This window comes from Streptomyces sp. NPDC094143 (assembly GCF_040303825.1).
GTDB lineage: Bacteria > Actinomycetota > Actinomycetes > Streptomycetales > Streptomycetaceae > Streptomyces.
In genome coordinates this window covers 164,039-179,866 of record NZ_JBEOTZ010000014.1, presented here as the reverse complement: position 1 = coordinate 179,866, position 15,828 = coordinate 164,039, and the positions used below count along the sequence as shown (strand labels likewise).

The following is a 15,828-nucleotide window of genomic DNA, read 5'->3' as shown; positions in this document are numbered from 1 at the left end:
GTGGCGTGCCCGGTCGCCGTGACCGGGCGTTGTGCTTACGGCCCCGCCTCGTAGGTGACGCGGGTCATGTGGGGGGCTTCACTCCCGGGCTCCCCCGGGGGCGCGTCGAACGTGACGGGCGTCTCGAAGGCCGCCCGCCGCGTGGCCCGGCGCAGCGCCCGCAGGACCGCCGGGCCGAGGGTGAGGGTCAGGACGACCGTGACGACCGCCCGGCCCAGGTCCCAGCCGAGCGACGTGGCCAGGCAGTAGGCGAGGAAACGGGCCAGGTTCGTGGCGACCGGCGCGTGCGGGTCGAAGGCGACATTCGAGGCGAGGGCGCTCATGAAGGGCCAGCCCGCCAGGTTCATCACCGTGCCGTAGACGAACGCCGCGAGGCAGCCGTACGCCGCGAGCAGCGCGAGCTCCGCCCGGCCGCGCAGCCGGTCCGGGCCGGGCAGCAGGCCCGCCGCCATCGCGAACCAGCCCATCGCCAGCATCTGGAACGGCAGCCAGGGCCCGACCCCGCCCGTGAGCAGCGCGGACGCGAACATCGTCACCGAGCCGAGGACGAAACCGAAACTCGGGCCGAGCACCCGGCCGCTCAGCACCATCAGGAAGAACATCGGCTCGATCCCGGCGGTCCCGGCGCCGATCGGCCGCAGGGCCGCCCCCACCGCGGCCAGCACGCCGAGCATCGCCACCGCCTTCGGGCCCAGCCCCGACTCCGAGATCGCCGCGGCCACGACCGCCACCAGCAGCACCAGCAGACCCGCGAAGAGCCAGGGCGCGTCCTGCGCGTGCGCACTGATCCGCGAGTCCGGCGGCGCGAGGAAGGGCCAGCCGAAGCCGGCCACCCCGACGGCGCTGACCAGGACCAGGGCGGCGAGGGAGCGGGGGCCGAGGCGGACGGCCCGCGCCTGCCGTTGCGTCCTCACGAGGCGCCCCCGGTACCGAGGGCCGCGCGGACCTGGGAGACCGTGAGCCACTGCTGCGGGGCCAGGATCTTGGTGACCTGCGGCGCGAAGGACGGGGACGAGACCACGACCTCCGCCGTCGGGCCGTCCGCGATCACCTCGCCCTCGGCGAGCAGCACCACCCGGTGGGCGAGCTCCGCCGCCAGTTCCACGTCGTGCGTGGCCAGCACGATGGCGTGGCCCTCGGCGGCCAGGCCGCGCAGCACCGCGACCAGACGGGCCTTCGCCGCGTAGTCCAGACCCCGGGTCGGCTCGTCCAGCAGGAGCAGCGGCGGCCGGGCCGTCAGCACGACGGCCAGGGCCAGTGCGAGCCGCTGCCCCTCCGACAGGTCCCGGGGGTGCGTGTCGTCGGCGACGCCCGGGAGCAGTTCCGTGACCAGGGCGCGGCAGGTGCCGGGGGCCGCGCCCGCGTCCTTGTCGGCCGCGGCGCACTCGGCGGCGACGGTGTCGGCGTAGAGCAGGTCGCGCGGCTCCTGCGGGACCAGGCCGACCTTGCGGACGAGGTCCTTCGGGGCGGTGCGGTGCGGGACGGCTTCGCCGAGGCGGACGGTTCCCGAGCTGGGGGTGACCAGGCCGACCAGGGAGTTGAGCAGGGTGGACTTTCCGGCGCCGTTGCGGCCCATGAGGGCGATCGTCTCGCCGGGGGTGATGGTGAGGTCGATGTCGCGGAGGGCCCGGACGCGGGCGCGGGTGACGGAGAGGGCGTGGAGTGCGCCTACCGGGGTGGGAGCTGCCGAGCGTTCGCGGGTGCGGGTGGGCTGTGGCTTGTCGCGCAGTTCCCCGCGCCCCTGAGGGGCGTCGTTCTCCAGTCGGCGTCTGAGGTCTGCCGCCCTGCGCCTGGCGTCGCGGACCGTCATCGGCAGGGGGGTCCAGCCCGCCAGGCGGCCCAGGGCCACCACCGGGGGGTACACCGGCGAGACGGCCATCACCTCGGCCGGCGGGCCCAGCACGGGGGCGGCGCCCGGGGCCGGCAGCAGGACGACCCGGTCGGCGTACTGGATGACGCGCTCCAGGCGGTGCTCGGCCATGAGGACCGTCGTGCCCAGGTCGTGCACCAGCCGCTGGAGGACCGCCAGGACCTCCTCGGCCGCCGCCGGGTCGAGCGCCGAGGTCGGCTCGTCCAGGACCAGGACGCCCGGGTGCGGGGTGAGGACCGAGCCGATCGCGACCCGCTGCCGCTGGCCGCCGGAGAGCGTGGCGATCGGCCGGTGGCGCAGGCCGGCGAGGCCGAGCAGGTCGAGCGTCTCCTCCACGCGGCGGCGCATCACGTCCGGCGCGAGCCCCAGCGACTCCATGCCGTAGGCCAGTTCGTCCTCGACGGTGTCGGTGACGAAGTGGGCCAGCGGGTCCTGGCCCACCGTGCCCACCACGTCGGCCAGTTCACGCGGCTTGTGGGTGCGGGTGTCACGGCCGGCGACCGTGACCCGGCCGCGCAGCGTGCCGCCGGTGAAGTGCGGGACGAGACCGCTGACCGCGCCGAGGACGGTCGACTTGCCCACCCCGGACGGGCCCGCCAGCAGGACGAGCTCGCCCTCGGGGACCTCGAAGTCGATGCCCTGGACGGTCGGTCCGGCGGCCCCGTCGTAGGTGACGGACACGTCCTCGAAGCGGATCACGACGGCTCCTTGGGATCGGGGGCGGCAAACGCGGGCAGCAGGCCGAGCAGGACGGCCGCCGCCGGCCAGACGGGCAGAGTCGGGGCGACGAGCGGGACCACGCCCGGGTGCAGGGCGGCGGGGTCGCGCACGGAGGCGAGGGTGACCAGGGCCGCCACCGCCACGCCCGAGGCGACGACCAGCCAGGCGCGCACGTCCCAGCGGTCCGGGCGGTAGCGGGTGCGCAGGGAGCGGCGGCCGCCGACCTTGAGGCCCGCGAGGGCGGCGGTGACACCGGCCAGGAGCACGGGCACGCCGTAGGTGCCGCCCTCGGCCGTGAGCAGCCCGTACGTTCCCGCGCAGACGCCGAGCAGGCCGCCGAGGGTGAGGGCGGCGGTGGTCCGGCGTACCGCGGCGGGCACCTGGGCCGTACGGCCGTAACCACGGGCGTCCATCGCCGCGGCGAGCAGGACGGAGCGCTCCAGGGCGCCCTCCAGTACGGGCAGCCCCACCTGCAGCAGGCCCCGGACGCCCTTGTCGGGGCGGCCGCGCAGACGGCGGGCGGCGCGCAGGCGCTGCACGTCGGCGATGAGATTCGGGGCGAAGGTGAGGGCCACCACCACCGCGACGCCCGTCTCGTACAGCGCGCCCGGGAGGGACTTCAGCAGCCGGGAGGGGTTGGCCAGGGCGTTCGCGGCGCCCACGCAGATCAGCAGCGTGGCCAGTTTCAGGCCGTCGTACAGCGCGAACGTCAGGGCCTCCGCCGTCACCTCGCCACCGAGGCGGATGCCCTGCGCCCAGGCGGGCAGGGCGACTTCGGGGAGGGCGAACAGGGGGTGCGTGCCGGGGATCGGGGAGCCGAGGAGCGTCGCGAACACAAGGCGGATCAGCAGCACGGCGAGGGCGAGCTTCACGAAGGCGCCGTAGGAGCGGGACCAGGGGGTGTCGGGGCGACGGGTCGCCACGACGTACGCGGAGACGGCGACGAGGAGGGCGAGCAGGAGGGGGTTGGTGGTGCGGGTGGCCGCGGTGCCGAGGGCCAGGGCCCACAGCCACCAGGCGCCGGGGTGGAGCGACCTACCCACGCCGGCGTACCTGCCAGATCGCCGCCCCGCCCAGGAGGACCACCACGCCGATGCCCGCCACCAGGCCGAGGGACGGGCCGTCGTCCGGCTGTTCCTTCCTCCCGGCCGCCGGGCCCCGCTCCTTCCGCGCGACCTGCTCGCCGCAGCCCCGCTCCGGGTAGCCCGAGATCGCGCACAGCAGGGCGTTGGTGTCGTAGCGCAGCGGCTTGGCGACCGTGGCCAGGGCCTCCGCGGTCGTCGCGTCCGGGGAGACCCGGGCGCAGGCCGTGCGCGCGGCGGGCGGCCTCTCGCCCTCGGGGGCGTCCGCGCCGGTGCCGAAGTCCAGGACCAGGGCGACGCGCTTCGTGCCGTCCCGGGCGGGCGTCCTCGCGCAGATCGCCGCGAAACCGGCCCGGCCGCGCGGCCGGGCCGCGTCGGCGGAGTCCTCGCTCACCGCGAAGCGGAAGCCCTGGACGTCACCGTCCGAGGGGCGGGCCGTGGACGGGCCCTGGGTGGCGTAGACCCAGCGGTCCCCCTCGCGCTCCCAGAACGACCAGTAGCGGTAACCGGCGGCCTGGGCCGTCTGGCCCGCGCCCACGACCGGCAGGAGCGCGGCCAGGAGGAGGAGAACGGCCCGGCGGATCACGGCTGCTGCTTCCGGCGGCCGGTGAACAGGAACCCGATGCCGATGCCCGCGACGAGGCAGACACCGACGTACCACCAGACGCCGAACACGGAGTCGGAGTCCTTGTCCTCCTCGGCGGCCTTCGCGCCGGACTTCGCGGCGGCCTGCGGGGCCGGGCCCGTCGCGTTCAGCTGCTTCACCAGGTCCGCGCCGCCGAAGTCGCGCGGGTCCGTGCCCGTCGCGTGGGCGGCGAAGATCAGCTGCGCGTAGGCGGCCGGGCCGCTCCGCGCGGCCCAGGTCGCGGAGTTCTTCGCCAGCCACCGCACGGACCTCTGCGCCTGCTCGCTGTCGCCCCGCGCGGCGAGCGCGACGACCGCGTCGGCGGTGTTGCCGTGGTCGGGCTGGGGCTCGGCACCGGCCAGGGCCGACATCAGGTGGTCGTCGTCCCTCCCGAGGGCGGAGGTGAGGTACGCGGCCCCGTTCGCCGCCGCCCGCTCCGGCGTGCGCGGCTCGGCGCAGGCCGGGCCGGACGTCTTGCCGGCCTTCTTGCCGGGCTTCACCACCATGCCGTGGCCCAGGGCGCCGAGCACACCGGCCGCCGTGGCGTCCGCGTTGGCGGCCAGGTCGCCCTTCTTGTCCGGCTGGAACGCGAAGGCCCCGGCGCCGTCCCCGTCGCAGGGAAGCGCGAGCTTCAGCAGCGCGTCGTAGGGGGACTTGCCGCCCTTCTCCACCAGGCCCGGCTCCTCGCCGGCGGCGGCGAGCGCGCCGATGACGACCGACGTGGAGTTGGTGTCGCTGGCGCCGCCGGGCGCGTAGCCCCAGCCGCCGTCCTTGTTCTGGACGGACTTCAGCCAGCCGACGGCCTTCCCGGTGACGTCGTCGTGCCCGCCGAGCGCGGTCAGGGCCTGCACGGCGGCGGACGTGGCGTTGGTGTCGAGCGGCGTCCTGGCGTCGCAGGCGGTGGCGGGGTCGGGGCGGTAGGAGGCGAAGCCGCCGTCCGCGCACTGCTGGCGCACCAGCCACTGGACGGACTTCGCGGCCGGCTTCACCCCGGCCGTGTCCTGCGCGAGCAGCGCGAGCGACTGGCGCCAGACGCCGTCGTACTTCGGGTCCGAGTCGCCGTACAGGGCGGAGGGGAGCGCCTGGGACGGCGAGGGGGACGGGTCGGCGGCGGCCGGGGTGGCGGCGCCGATCACGGCGAGGGCGGCCAGGACCGCGGCGCTGCGGCGGACGTTCATGATCGGCGGGTGCCTCTCCCTGTGGGGGAGCCGGGCAGCACGGGACACCCCGGCGGCTCGGCTCCGTATACCTCGACGGTGCGATGCGCCGGCGGACCGCCGGGCACGTGAGCCGGTCACGAACCGTACGCGGCGATCCGGCTCACCGCCGTGGTGGTGGCGGCTCACGGTTGCGGGTCAGCGCCGGAATTGCACCGGCTTCCCCCCGTACGGTGTGATGACGACCCGCTTACTGTACCCGCCCGTAGGGAACCGCCCGAGAGGGCTGGGTCCGCGCTCGCGCGGCCGGCCCCGACCGGGGCGCGTCGCCGCCGTGCCGCCCATCCGGGATGAGTGAGGCGGCGGCCGAACTCGCGGCGAACGGCGAGGAGTTGATCGTCACCAGGGCGTGGACCGGCTAACGTGGGGAGTCCCGATCACACGCAGGAGCGTCCATGACCGACCAGGTGGAGAACTCCGAGCAGCAGCCGTTCGACAAGATCGACACCTCGGTGCCGCACTCGGCCCGGATCTGGAACTACTGGCTGGGCGGCAAGGACAACTACGAGGTCGACCGCGTCGCCGGTGACGCGTTCCGGGAGATCTTCCCCGGGATCGAGACCGGGGCCCGCGCCGCCCGCTACTTCCTCGCCCGCGCCGTCCGCCACCTCGCCGCCGAGGAGGGCATCCGGCAGTTCCTGGACGTCGGCACCGGCCTGCCCAACGTGGACAACACCCACCAGATCGCCCAGAGCGTCGCCCCGGAGAGCCGGATCGTCTACGTCGACAACGACCCCCTGGTCCTCGCCCACGCCCGCGCGCTGCTCACCAGCACCCCGGAAGGCGTCACCAACTACGTCGACGCCGACCTGCGCCGGCCGGAGACGATCATCCGGGAAGCCGGCAAGACCCTGGACTTCGACCGGCCCGTCGCGCTGATGCTCATGGGCATCCTGGGCCACATCGAGGACCACGACGAGGCCCGCTCGATCGTGCGGCAGCTGGTGGACGCCCTGCCCTCCGGCAGCTTCCTCGTGAGTTACGACTCCACCGACACCAGCGAGGACTACGTCCGGGCCATCAACCAGTACAACGAGGGCGGCTCGATCCCCTACGTCCTGCGCAGCCCGGAGCAGATCGCGCGCCACTTCGACGGACTGGAACTGCTCGAACCGGGCGTGACGTCCTGCTCCCGCTGGCGCCCCGACGCGGCGGCCCTGGGCCTGCCCGCCGAGGTGCACCAGTACGGCGGAGTGGCCCGCAAGGCCTGAGCCGTCACACCGCCGGTGCGGCCGTCAGGCGTCCTGCCGGCCGTCAGGTCTCCTGGAGCACGCGGTGCAGGATGGTCGGAGTCTCGTCCGGTGACTCGGCTTCGACCACCAGCCGGTTCATCGCGTCCCAGTAGCGCTCGATCTCCCCGGGCTTGTCCGGGTACAGGGCGGTGGTGAGCTTCTCCAGGTAGACCATGTCCGGCAGTTGCCCGCCGGGCAGGCGCAGGATGGTCACCGGGCCGCCCTCGGCCGCGTGCCCGCCGGAGGTGAACGGCAGGATCTGCAGCGTGACCTGCGGCAGCCGGCATGCCTCGATGAGCTGCCTGAGCTGGGCGCGCATCACCCGGATCCCGCCCACCGGGCGGCGCAGCGCCGCCTCGTCGAGCACGGCCCACAGCCTGGTCGGCGGCTGCCGGTGCAGGATCCGCTGGCGGGTCATCCGCAGCGCGACCCGGCGCTCGATCTCCGCCGGGCCGGCGCCGGGATGGGCGACGCGGAGGGAGGCGCGGGCGTAGTCGGGCGTCTGCAGCAGGCCGGGCACGCGCTGCACCTGGTAGCAGCGGACGAGGCTCGCCGCCTGTTCGGCCCCGAGGTACGTCTGCATCCAGGTGGGCACGACATCGCCGTAGTAGCGCCACCAGGCCGGGGTGTTGGCCTGCTCGGCCAGGGCCAGCAGGGTAGCGCGCTCGGCCTCGTCGGTGACGCCGTAGAGGGTGAGCAGGTCGGCGACGTCCCGCAGTTTGAAGCCGTGGCGCCCGGCCTCCATGCGGCTGATCTTCGACGGGGAGGAGCGGATGACCTCCCCGGCGTCCGCGCGGCCGATGCCCCGCTGCTCGCGCAGCCGCCGCAGCCGGGCGCCCAGCACCAGCCGCGGCACCATGGGCCCGGCCGACCGGGCGTCCAGCGCCCCGCCGCCGGTCGTGACGAATGCGGCCTCTTCGGTGCCCATGGGCATCTCTCCCGGTGCGAGCGTTGCGTCGGACCATCCTAGAGGGCGCAGCACACCACCAAGTGCCCCGTGATGGCGGACAGTTCACCGGATCTGACCTACACCGCCACGTACCCGGCCGGCTCGCCGGCCGGCACCGCCTCCGCGCGGCCCGGTGTCACCAGGCGGCGCGGACGGTCCTCGGCCCCCGAGACGGCGATGGTGCTCGAACCGTGGGGGATCTGGTACCAGGGGGCCCGAAGAGCAGGTCATCCCCGCGAATCCGGCGCCGTCAGGTCGATCAGGCGGCATGCCGTCTCGATGTCGATCCTGACCTGGGCGATGGAGGCGCGGCCCGAGAGCCAGGTGATCAGGGCCGAGTGCCAGGTGTGCTCGATGACCCGGACCGCCGACAACTGCTCCGGGGTCGGGTCCTCCTGGCCCATCGCGTCCAGGATGATCGCCGTGGTCTGCCGGGAGACCTGGTCGACCTCGGGGCTCACGCTGCGGTCGGCGAAGGTGAGGGCGCGGACCATCGCGTCGGCCAGGTGCGGCTCGCGCTGCAGGGCGCGGAAGGCCCGCATCAGCGTCTCGGCCACCCGCTCGGCCGCCGTGGCGCCCTGCGGCGGCTTCTTCCGGAGCGTGCCGTGCATGTGCTCCAGCTGGTCCTGCATCGTGGCGACCAGCAGATGGATCTTGGAGGGGAAATAGCGGTACAGCGTGCCGAGCGCCACCTGCGAGACCTCCGCGACCTCACGCATCTGCACGGCGTCGAAACCGCCCCGGCCGGCCAGCTGTGCGCTCGCGTGCAGGATGCGGCGGCGACGGGCCTCCTGCCGCTGGGTCAGCGCAGGGGCGGCTGCGGCTCCGGCTTCCACCTTGGCCGGCTTGGCCACCTTGTTCACCTTGGCGTTCACCTGGGCTTCCGCGGGCATGGCTCGGTCCCGTTCCGTGACCGTCCGTGAGGGCGAGTGATCAGACAGCATGGCACGGCGGCGGCCGTGGCGTGAATCACCTGATCCACTGGTCACAGCGCCCCTACCTGCCGGTAGATTCGGAGCCTCCGAACGATCAAGTCTGAAACTTGTTCTAGATTAGCGTCCCGGCGTAATCTCGCGGGACAGTGCAGGGAGAAGGGGGCCCAGAGTGACCGCTGAGGCCAGGGAGGCCGGGGCTCCGGAGGACCCCGCTGCCGACGGCTTGCGACCGCTCGACATCGCGCTCCTCACCTATAAAGGGAACCCGTTCTGCGGCGGTCAGGGCGTCTACGTCCGGCACCTCTCGCGCGAGCTGGCCCGCCTCGGCCACCGGGTCGAGGTCATCGGCGCCCAGCCGTACCCCGTGCTGGACGAGGGCTACGACGGCCTGCGCCTCACCGAGCTGCCCAGCCTCGACCTGTACCGCCAGCCGGACCCCTTCCGCACGCCCGGGCGCGACGAGTACCGCGACTGGATCGACGCGCTGGAAGTCGCGACGATGTGGACCGGCGGCTTCCCCGAGCCCCTGACCTTCTCGCTGCGCGCCCGCCGCCATCTGCGCGCCCGGCGCGGCGAGTTCGACGTGATCCACGACAACCAGACCCTCGGCTACGGCCTGCTGGGTGACGTCGGCGCGCCGCTGGTGACCACGATCCACCACCCCATCACCGTGGACCGCCAGTTGGAGCTGGACGCGGCGGACGGCTGGCAGCGGCGCTGCTCGGTGCGGCGGTGGTACGCCTTCACCCGCATGCAGAAGCGGGTGGCGCGGCGGCTGCCGTCCGTGCTCACCGTCTCCGGCACGTCCCGCCAGGAGATCGTCGACCACCTCGGCGTCCGGCCGGACCGGATCCACGTGGTCCACATCGGCGCCGACACCGACCTGTTCTCGCCGGACCCGTCCGTGCCGGCCGTCCCCGGCCGGATCGTGACGACGTCCAGCGCGGACGTGCCGCTCAAGGGCCTGGTCCATCTGGTCGAGGCGCTGGCGAAGGTGCGCGCGGAGCACCCCGGGGCGCATCTCGTCGTGGTCGGCAAACGCCCGGCCGAGGGGCCGGTCGCCCAGGCCGTGGAGCGCTACGGGCTGGCAGGCGCCGTGGAGTTCGTCAAGGGCATCTCCGACGCGGAACTCGTCGACCTGGTGCGCTCGGCGCAGGTCGCGTGCGTGCCGTCCCTCTACGAGGGCTTCTCGCTGCCGGCCGCGGAGGCCATGGCGACGGGGACGCCGCTGCTCGCCACGACCGGGGGCGCGATCCCCGAGGTCGCCGGGCGGGACGGCGAGACGTGCCTGGCGGTGCCCCCGGGCGACTCCGAGGCCCTGGCCGCGGGGCTGGGCCGCCTGCTGGGCGACCCGGACCTGCGCGCACGGCTCGGCGCGGCCGGACGCGAACGCGTCCTGCGCCACTTCACCTGGGCCCGGGCCGCGGAGGGGACGGTGTCCCGCTACCGCGAGGCGATCGACCGGGCCGGCGGACAGGGCCGGGGCGGCCGGACGCGTGCCGCCTCCGGCCGTGCGACGACCCCGGCGGTTTCCGGCTCACCCGCTCCCGGGGCCGTTCACCCGCTCCCGGGACCGGGCGCGAGTGCCGGCTCGCCGGCTGCGACGGCGGTGTCCGGCACTTCGCCCTCCGCGTCGCCGGGCGGGGCCGGCTCCCCGGCCTCCGCGGTCACGGCCGGTTCCGTCTCCACGACCGCGACGGGGGCCGGCTCCCCGGTCCCCGCGTCCTCGGCGGGTGCCGTCTCCCCAACCCCCGCAGATGCAACAGGCGTCAACTCCGAAAGCAGGGCCACGTGCTGACCGTCGACTTCTCCCGGTTCCCGCTCGCCCCGGGCGACCGTGTCCTGGACCTCGGCTGCGGTGCCGGACGGCACGCGTTCGAGTGCTACCGGCGCGGCGCGCGGGTCGTGGCGCTGGACCGGAACGCCGACGAGATCCGCGAGGTCGCGAAGTGGTTCGCGGCGATGAAGGAGGCGGGGGAGGCGCCCGAGGGGGCCACGGCCACCGCCATGGAAGGCGACGCCCTCGCGCTGCCGTTCCCGGACGAGTCCTTCGACGTCGTCATCATCTCCGAGGTGATGGAGCACATCCCGGACGACAAGGGCGTCCTCGCCGAGATGGTGCGGGTGCTGAAGCCGGGCGGCCGCATCGCCGTCACCGTGCCGCGCTACGGCCCCGAGAAGGTCTGCTGGGCCCTGTCCGACGCCTACCACGAGGTCGAGGGCGGACACATCCGCATCTACAAGGCCGACGAACTGCTCGCCAGGATCCGCGAGGCCGGGCTCGAACCGTACGGCACCCACCACGCCCACGCCCTGCACTCGCCCTACTGGTGGCTGAAGTGCGCGTTCGGCGTCGACAACGACAAGGCGCTGCCGGTGCGGGCGTACCACAAGCTGCTGGTCTGGGACATCATGAAGAAGCCCCTGGCCACCCGCGTCGCCGAGCAGGCGCTGAACCCGCTGATCGGCAAGAGCTTCGTGGCGTACGCGACCAAGCCGCACCTGCCGGGCCTGGCCGCCGGGGCGGACGCCCGGTGACCACTCCCCGGACGGAACACCTGGTCCTGCCCGGGGTCCTCACCGCCGCGCAGGCCGCCAAGACCGTGGCCGGCATCCTCGCCGTGCAGCGCGAGGACGGCGCGATCCCCTGGTTCCGCGGCCACCACCTCGACCCGTGGGACCACGTCGAGGCCGCGATGGCCCTGGACGCGGCCGGTGAGCACGAGGCCGCCGAGCGGGCCTACCTGTGGCTGGCCCGGCACCAGAATCAGGACGGCTCCTGGTACGCGGCCTACGCCGACGGGGAGTTCGCCGACGTCACCGACCGCGGCCGCGAGACCAACTTCGTCGCCTACATAGCCGTCGGCGTCTGGCACCACTACCTGTCCACCGGCGACGACACGTTCCTGGAGCGGATGTGGCCGGCGGTGTACGCGGCGGTGGAGTTCGTGCTGCGCCTGCAGCAGCCCGGCGGGCAGATCGGCTGGCGCCGCGACGACGACGGCACGGCGACCGCCGACGCCCTGCTGACCGGCTCCTCCTCGATCCACCACGCGCTGCGCTGCGCCCTGGCCATCGCCGAGCAGCGCGAGGAGCCGCAGCCCGACTGGGAGCTGGCGGCCGGTGCCCTGCGGCACGCGATACGGCACCACCCCGAGCGGTTCCTGGACAAGAACCGCTACTCGATGGACTGGTACTACCCCGTGCTGGGCGGCGCGCTGACCGGGGCGGAGGCCAAGGCCCGGATCGAGGAGGGGTGGGAGCGGTTCGTCGTCCCGGGCCTGGGCGTGCGCTGTGTCGTGCCCAACCCGTGGGTGACGGGCGGCGAGTCCGCCGAACTCGCCCTGGCGCTCTGGGCGATGGGCGAGTCCGACCGGGCGCTGGAGGTGCTGCAGTCGATCCAGCACCTGCGCGACGCGGACAGCGGGCTCTACTGGACCGGGTACGTTTTCGACGACGAGGCGATCTGGCCGCGGGAACTCACCACCTGGACGGCCGGGTCACTGCTGCTCGCCGTCGCCGCACTGGGCGGCCACGAGGCGACCTGTGCGGTGTTCGGCGGGGAGCAGTTGCCGACGGGGCTCGAAGCGGACTGCTGCGCCTGAGGGCTCGCGCTCCCCGCTCGGAGAACGCGGCCCTCAGGACGCCGTCAGTGCCGGTGCACCCGGTTGGCGATGGCGTGGCCCACGAACAGGTAGACCACCGCCGCCAGGCCGTACCCGGCGACGACCCTGGCCCACGCCTCGTCGAACGTGAACAGGTCGTGCGACCAGCCGGCCAGCCAGCGGGCCGCGTCGTGCACGAACTGGACGAAGTCGTTCGCCGGGTTCGCGTCCAGCAGGTACATCAGAATCCACAGGCCCAGGATGAGGGCCATGATGTCGGCTACGACCGCGATGATCGTGCCGGCCTGATTCGCGCCGTTGCGATATCGAGGGGACATAGTCTCCGGATTGCCCTTGAACCCTGGATGAAACCAGGGGAATCGCTCAGGAGTTCAACTCGGCGAGCACGCGCCGACGGGGCCACGGGACGACGGCGGTACGGCAACGGCCCCCCGCCCGGAAGGGCGAGGGGCCGTGCGAGGGGCCGTGGGGCTCAGCCGCGCTGGATGCCCGACGTGTCCTGCAGGACACCGCGGCGGCCGTCCTGCGTCTGGGCGACCAGGGCCGCGCCGCGCTGCTCGACGGCCAGGTACCAGGTGCCCGGCGCGAGTTCGGCGATGGGCGTCGGGGAGCCGTCCTCCGCGAACAGCGGCCGCGGCACCGGCACCGCGAACCAGAACGGGGAGAAGTCCCCGGCCGGCGGCTGCGGGGCCTGGGCCTGCTGCGGCTGGGGCTGACCGCCGAACGGCTGCCCCGGCTGCGGCTGGCCGTAGCCACCGGGCTGCTGGGCGCCCGGGTAGCCGTAACCACCCTGGGGCTGGCCGCCGTAGGGCTGCGGAGCGGCCGGGCGCGGGGCCGGGACGAGGGAGCCCTTGAGGGCGGGGACCAGGGGGGTGGCGAGGGCGGCGGCGGCCATCAGCAGCGTGGCGACGAGGGCGAGGATCATGCCGATGCCGGGGCTCGGGGCGCCCGAGCCGCCGTTGTCGCCGATGTTGTCGAAGCCGCTCGGCACGTCGAAGATGTTGCCGAGCGCGCTCCACGCGGCGAACACCGTGAAGGCGACGCCGAACGGGACGAGTTCCAGTCCTGCGATCTTCGGGGCCTGCGGCAGGCCCCGGCCGACGACGACGAGCGCGGCGCCGATGATCCCGGCCAGCACGACGCTGAACACGACCGGGCCGCTGCCCCACAGGCTGGGGAGGTCGACGCTGTCGGGGACATTGTCGAACGAGTAGAGGTCGAGGAACGACGCGATCAACAGCAACACCGCTGCTCCGATCACCACGCCGTCGCCCCGAGTGAGGGAGCGGATATTCACTTCAGGTCCTTCGTAGGTCGTCTCGTCGTCGGTAGAGGCGTCGCTGTCACCATGTCGCCGTCCGGACTCGGTTGGAGCGCGGGGGTGGCCCCTCATCGTAAGGAGGACCCTATCGTCCGCCCGATCAGGGTGTCCGCCGGGATCTGCCGGTCCACACCTACCCGCGCAGGAAACTCACGATTCCCTCAGAGATCCCTTGCGCCGCCTTCTGTCGCCAGGCGCCACTGGTGAGCAACGCCGCGTCCTTGCTATCGCGCATGTTGCCGCACTCGATGAACACCTTGGGAACCGTTGACAGATTGAGACCGCCCAGGTCCTTACGCGTGACGAGACCGCCGCCGTCGCCGACGTAGTTGGACGGCGCGCTGCCGGTGACGGCCACGAAACGGCCCGCCACGCGCTCGCCGAGGTCGCGGGACGGGGCGACGATCGCCCGGGTGTCCGCGGCGCCCGCCCGGACCGGGCCGGGCAGGATCACATGGAATCCGCGGTTGCCGGCGCCGGAGCCGTCCGCGTGGATCGACACCACCGCGTCGGCCTTCGCCTCGTTGCCGATCCGGGCCCGCTCGTCCACGCACGGGCCGTACGGCCGGTCGCCGTCCTGCGTCAGCTTCACCGCGGCGCCCTGCTTCTCCAGGAGCGCGCGCATGCGGTGCGCCACGTCCAGGGTGAACTTCGCCTCGGTGTAGCCGTCGTTGGTGGAGGTGCCCGTGGTGTCGCACTCCTTCCGGTTCGTCCCGATGTCCACCGTGCGGTTGATCTCGCTCGGATGCCGGAAGTTGCCCGGGTTGTGGCCCGGGTCGATGACGACGACCTTGCCCTTGAGCGGGCCGGAGGCGGCGGGCGCGGAGGCCGTGGGCGTCGGCGACGGCCCCGGCTGCTTGCCGTCCTCGGTGGGTTCGGTGGGTTCGGCGGGCACCGTGGGCGCGGCGGACGTGGACGTGCTCGCCCGGTTCGAACCGCCGGCGTCCCCCGAACCGCCCACCGTCTCGTAGACCAGCCAGCCGAGCAGCGCCCCCGGCACGAGCGCGGCGAGCGCCATGGTCAGCGGGCCGCGACGGGGGCGGCGGGGCTGGGGAGGTTCGAAGTCCGGGCCTGCGTACGACACGCAGCCACCCTAGCGGCCGTGACGGAGGCGAGCGGGCCGGGCGGGTGCCCGCTACGCGTCGTTCCCGTCGCCGTCCCCGTGCCGTACCGCCTCCTTCACCCGCGCCTCCACCTCCTGGCGCGGCGTCTCCTCCTGCCTCGCGTACGCCGTCACCGCCGCCTGGACGTCCCGGGCGAGATCGCGCCAGGCGCGCCAGGCGGTCTCCCACGTGGTGGTCTGCTGGTCGCTCCACTGGGTCCGGGTGGGCGGACCGTAGGCGTCCTGCAGCTGACGCACGCGGGCGTACGCCTGGTCCGCCGCGCGCTGCTTCTCCACGAGCTCTGCGAAGGTGTGTGCCACGCGGCCGGATCCTTGGGCAGCGCCGCGCGCCCCGCCGACGCGCCACGCCGCCCGTGGGCCGACCGGGCGGTGGCGGACGGGGCGCGGTTCACCCGCCCAGCCGTTCCCTCAGACGCCCGGGCCCGTGCGCCGCAGCACCCGCAGCGAGCCCGTCGCCGAGACCTCCGTGAAGGCGCCCGAGGCGAGGGCCCGGAGGTAGACGCGGTACGGGGCCTGACCGGTGAACTCGTCCTGCGGGTCCGGGAAGACGTCGTGGACGAGGAGCAGCCCGCCCTCGGCGACGTGCGGGGCCCAGCCCTCGTAGTCGGCCGTGGCGTGCTCGTCGGTGTGGCCGCCGTCGATGAAGACGAGGCCGAGCGGTGTGCGCCAGAACGCGGCGATCTGCGGGGACCGCCCCACCAGCGCCACCACGTGCTCCTCCAGGCCCGCCCGGTACAGGGTGCGGCGGAACGTCGGCAGCGTGTCCATCACGCCCAGCTCGGGGTCGACGGTCTCCGGATCGTGGTACTCCCAGCCCGGCTGCTGCTCCTCGCTGCCGCGGTGGTGGTCCACGGTGAGCGCGCTCACCCCGGCCCGCCGGGCCGCGTCGGCCAGCAGGACGGTGGAGCGCCCGCAGTACGTGCCGACCTCCAGCAGCGGCAGCCCCAGCCGCCCGGCCTCCACGGCCGCCGCGTACACCGCCAGTCCCTCGGCCACGGGCATGAACCCCTTCGCGGCCTCGAACGCGGCCAGGATCTCGGACTCGGGGGCCGCGGGCATGGGGTTCCTCTCGGTCGTACGACACTGCGGGCGCCCATGCTGCCGTACCCCCTGCCGTGGCACGACAGG

16 protein-coding genes and 1 pseudogene are annotated in these 15,828 nt (G+C 74.0%); 4 read left to right on the top strand and 13 right to left on the bottom strand.

All coding sequences use genetic code 11. The features are described from left to right. Positions 1-35: 35 nt before the first annotated feature. The 5 genes from ABTZ58_RS19945 to ABTZ58_RS19925 are packed head-to-tail and all read right to left on the bottom strand — an operon-like array spanning position 36 to position 5,475. Positions 36-914 (bottom strand): ECF transporter S component, encoded by an 879-nt coding sequence (locus ABTZ58_RS19945; RefSeq protein WP_351358057.1) that lies wholly within the window; start codon positions 912-914, stop codon positions 36-38. Continuing rightward, the gene (locus tag ABTZ58_RS19940) at positions 911-2,569 is read right to left on the bottom strand and encodes an ABC transporter ATP-binding protein (RefSeq protein ID WP_351358054.1); all 1,659 of its coding nucleotides are present in this window, start codon (positions 2,567-2,569) and stop codon (positions 911-913) included. The genes ABTZ58_RS19945 and ABTZ58_RS19940 overlap by 4 nt, the downstream gene beginning before the upstream one ends. Beyond that, positions 2,566-3,633 carry a CbiQ family ECF transporter T component gene (locus ABTZ58_RS19935; RefSeq protein ID WP_351358051.1) on the bottom strand — a complete coding sequence of 356 codons (1,068 nt, stop codon included), beginning with the start codon at positions 3,631-3,633 and terminating at the stop codon, positions 2,566-2,568. The genes ABTZ58_RS19940 and ABTZ58_RS19935 overlap by 4 nt, the downstream gene beginning before the upstream one ends. After that, positions 3,626-4,258: an SCO2322 family protein gene (locus ABTZ58_RS19930; RefSeq protein ID WP_351358048.1), complete on the bottom strand. Its 633-nt coding sequence runs from the start codon at positions 4,256-4,258 to the stop codon at positions 3,626-3,628. The genes ABTZ58_RS19935 and ABTZ58_RS19930 overlap by 8 nt, the downstream gene beginning before the upstream one ends. After that, positions 4,255-5,475, bottom strand: coding sequence for an SCO2321 family membrane protein (locus ABTZ58_RS19925; protein ID WP_351358045.1), 1,221 nt, complete (start codon positions 5,473-5,475; stop codon positions 4,255-4,257). The genes ABTZ58_RS19930 and ABTZ58_RS19925 overlap by 4 nt, the downstream gene beginning before the upstream one ends. Before the next feature lie 434 nt (positions 5,476-5,909). Between ABTZ58_RS19925 and ABTZ58_RS19920 the strand changes: the two genes are divergently transcribed. Next, the gene (locus tag ABTZ58_RS19920; RefSeq protein WP_351358043.1) at positions 5,910-6,725 is read left to right on the top strand and encodes an SAM-dependent methyltransferase; all 816 of its coding nucleotides are present in this window, start codon (positions 5,910-5,912) and stop codon (positions 6,723-6,725) included. A gap of 43 nt (positions 6,726-6,768) precedes the next feature. Here the strand turns inward: ABTZ58_RS19920 and ABTZ58_RS19915 are convergent, their stop codons facing one another. The 3 genes and pseudogenes from ABTZ58_RS19915 to ABTZ58_RS19905 form a co-directional block, all read right to left on the bottom strand. Beyond that, the gene (locus ABTZ58_RS19915) at positions 6,769-7,674 is read right to left on the bottom strand and encodes a Sco1979 family transcriptional regulator (RefSeq protein ID WP_502996101.1); all 906 of its coding nucleotides are present in this window, start codon (positions 7,672-7,674) and stop codon (positions 6,769-6,771) included. A gap of 98 nt (positions 7,675-7,772) precedes the next feature. After that, positions 7,773-7,907: pseudogene (locus ABTZ58_RS19910) on the bottom strand (MBL fold metallo-hydrolase); the annotation flags it as partial. A 15-nt stretch (positions 7,908-7,922) separates the two neighbouring features. Then, positions 7,923-8,588, bottom strand: a complete 666-nt coding sequence (locus ABTZ58_RS19905; RefSeq protein WP_351358041.1) for a TetR family transcriptional regulator — start codon at positions 8,586-8,588, stop codon at positions 7,923-7,925. A 211-nt stretch (positions 8,589-8,799) separates the two neighbouring features. Between ABTZ58_RS19905 and ABTZ58_RS19900 the strand changes: the two genes are divergently transcribed. Genes ABTZ58_RS19900 through ABTZ58_RS19890 form a run of 3 tightly spaced genes read left to right on the top strand, consistent with a single transcriptional unit; the run spans position 8,800 to position 12,235 of the window. Next, positions 8,800-10,428 (top strand): glycosyltransferase, encoded by a 1,629-nt coding sequence (locus tag ABTZ58_RS19900; protein ID WP_351358038.1) that lies wholly within the window; start codon positions 8,800-8,802, stop codon positions 10,426-10,428. Next, positions 10,422-11,168, top strand: a complete 747-nt coding sequence (locus ABTZ58_RS19895; protein ID WP_351358035.1) for a class I SAM-dependent methyltransferase — start codon at positions 10,422-10,424, stop codon at positions 11,166-11,168. The genes ABTZ58_RS19900 and ABTZ58_RS19895 overlap by 7 nt, the downstream gene beginning before the upstream one ends. After that, on the top strand, positions 11,165-12,235 hold the full coding sequence (locus tag ABTZ58_RS19890) for a prenyltransferase (RefSeq protein WP_351358032.1): 1,071 nt from the start codon (positions 11,165-11,167) through the stop codon (positions 12,233-12,235). The genes ABTZ58_RS19895 and ABTZ58_RS19890 overlap by 4 nt, the downstream gene beginning before the upstream one ends. A 44-nt stretch (positions 12,236-12,279) precedes the next feature. Here the strand turns inward: ABTZ58_RS19890 and ABTZ58_RS19885 are convergent, their stop codons facing one another. The 5 genes from ABTZ58_RS19885 to ABTZ58_RS19865 form a co-directional block, all read right to left on the bottom strand. Further along, positions 12,280-12,573: a hypothetical protein gene (locus tag ABTZ58_RS19885; RefSeq protein WP_309094054.1), complete on the bottom strand. Its 294-nt coding sequence runs from the start codon at positions 12,571-12,573 to the stop codon at positions 12,280-12,282. A gap of 155 nt (positions 12,574-12,728) precedes the next feature. Beyond that, entirely contained in the window at positions 12,729-13,553 is an 825-nt protein-coding gene (locus ABTZ58_RS19880) for a DUF5336 domain-containing protein (RefSeq protein ID WP_309094053.1), read from the bottom strand. 157 nt (positions 13,554-13,710) lie between these two features. Then, positions 13,711-14,661, bottom strand: a complete 951-nt coding sequence (locus ABTZ58_RS19875) for an N-acetylmuramoyl-L-alanine amidase (protein WP_351358028.1) — start codon at positions 14,659-14,661, stop codon at positions 13,711-13,713. Between the two features lie 51 nt (positions 14,662-14,712). Continuing rightward, on the bottom strand, positions 14,713-15,000 hold the full coding sequence (locus ABTZ58_RS19870) for a hypothetical protein (RefSeq protein WP_351358025.1): 288 nt from the start codon (positions 14,998-15,000) through the stop codon (positions 14,713-14,715). Positions 15,001-15,108: 108 nt separating this feature from the next. Continuing rightward, entirely contained in the window at positions 15,109-15,759 is a 651-nt protein-coding gene (locus tag ABTZ58_RS19865; RefSeq protein WP_351358022.1) for a class I SAM-dependent methyltransferase, read from the bottom strand. Positions 15,760-15,828 lie beyond the last annotated feature (69 nt).

What these genes read in the sequence shown, in the direction of transcription:
- ABTZ58_RS19905 (WP_351358041.1), bottom strand. Translation starts at nt 8,588, where the DNA reads ATGCCCGCGGAAGCCCAGGTGAACGCCAAGGTGAACAAGGTGGCCAAG.
- ABTZ58_RS19920 (WP_351358043.1), top strand. Translation starts at nt 5,910, where the DNA reads ATGACCGACCAGGTGGAGAACTCCGAGCAGCAGCCGTTCGACAAGATC.
- ABTZ58_RS19925 (WP_351358045.1), bottom strand. Translation starts at nt 5,475, where the DNA reads ATGAACGTCCGCCGCAGCGCCGCGGTCCTGGCCGCCCTCGCCGTGATC.
- ABTZ58_RS19865 (WP_351358022.1), bottom strand. Translation starts at nt 15,759, where the DNA reads ATGCCCGCGGCCCCCGAGTCCGAGATCCTGGCCGCGTTCGAGGCCGCG.
- ABTZ58_RS19915 (WP_502996101.1), bottom strand. Translation starts at nt 7,674, where the DNA reads ATGGGCACCGAAGAGGCCGCATTCGTCACGACCGGCGGCGGGGCGCTG.
- ABTZ58_RS19885 (WP_309094054.1), bottom strand. Translation starts at nt 12,573, where the DNA reads ATGTCCCCTCGATATCGCAACGGCGCGAATCAGGCCGGCACGATCATC.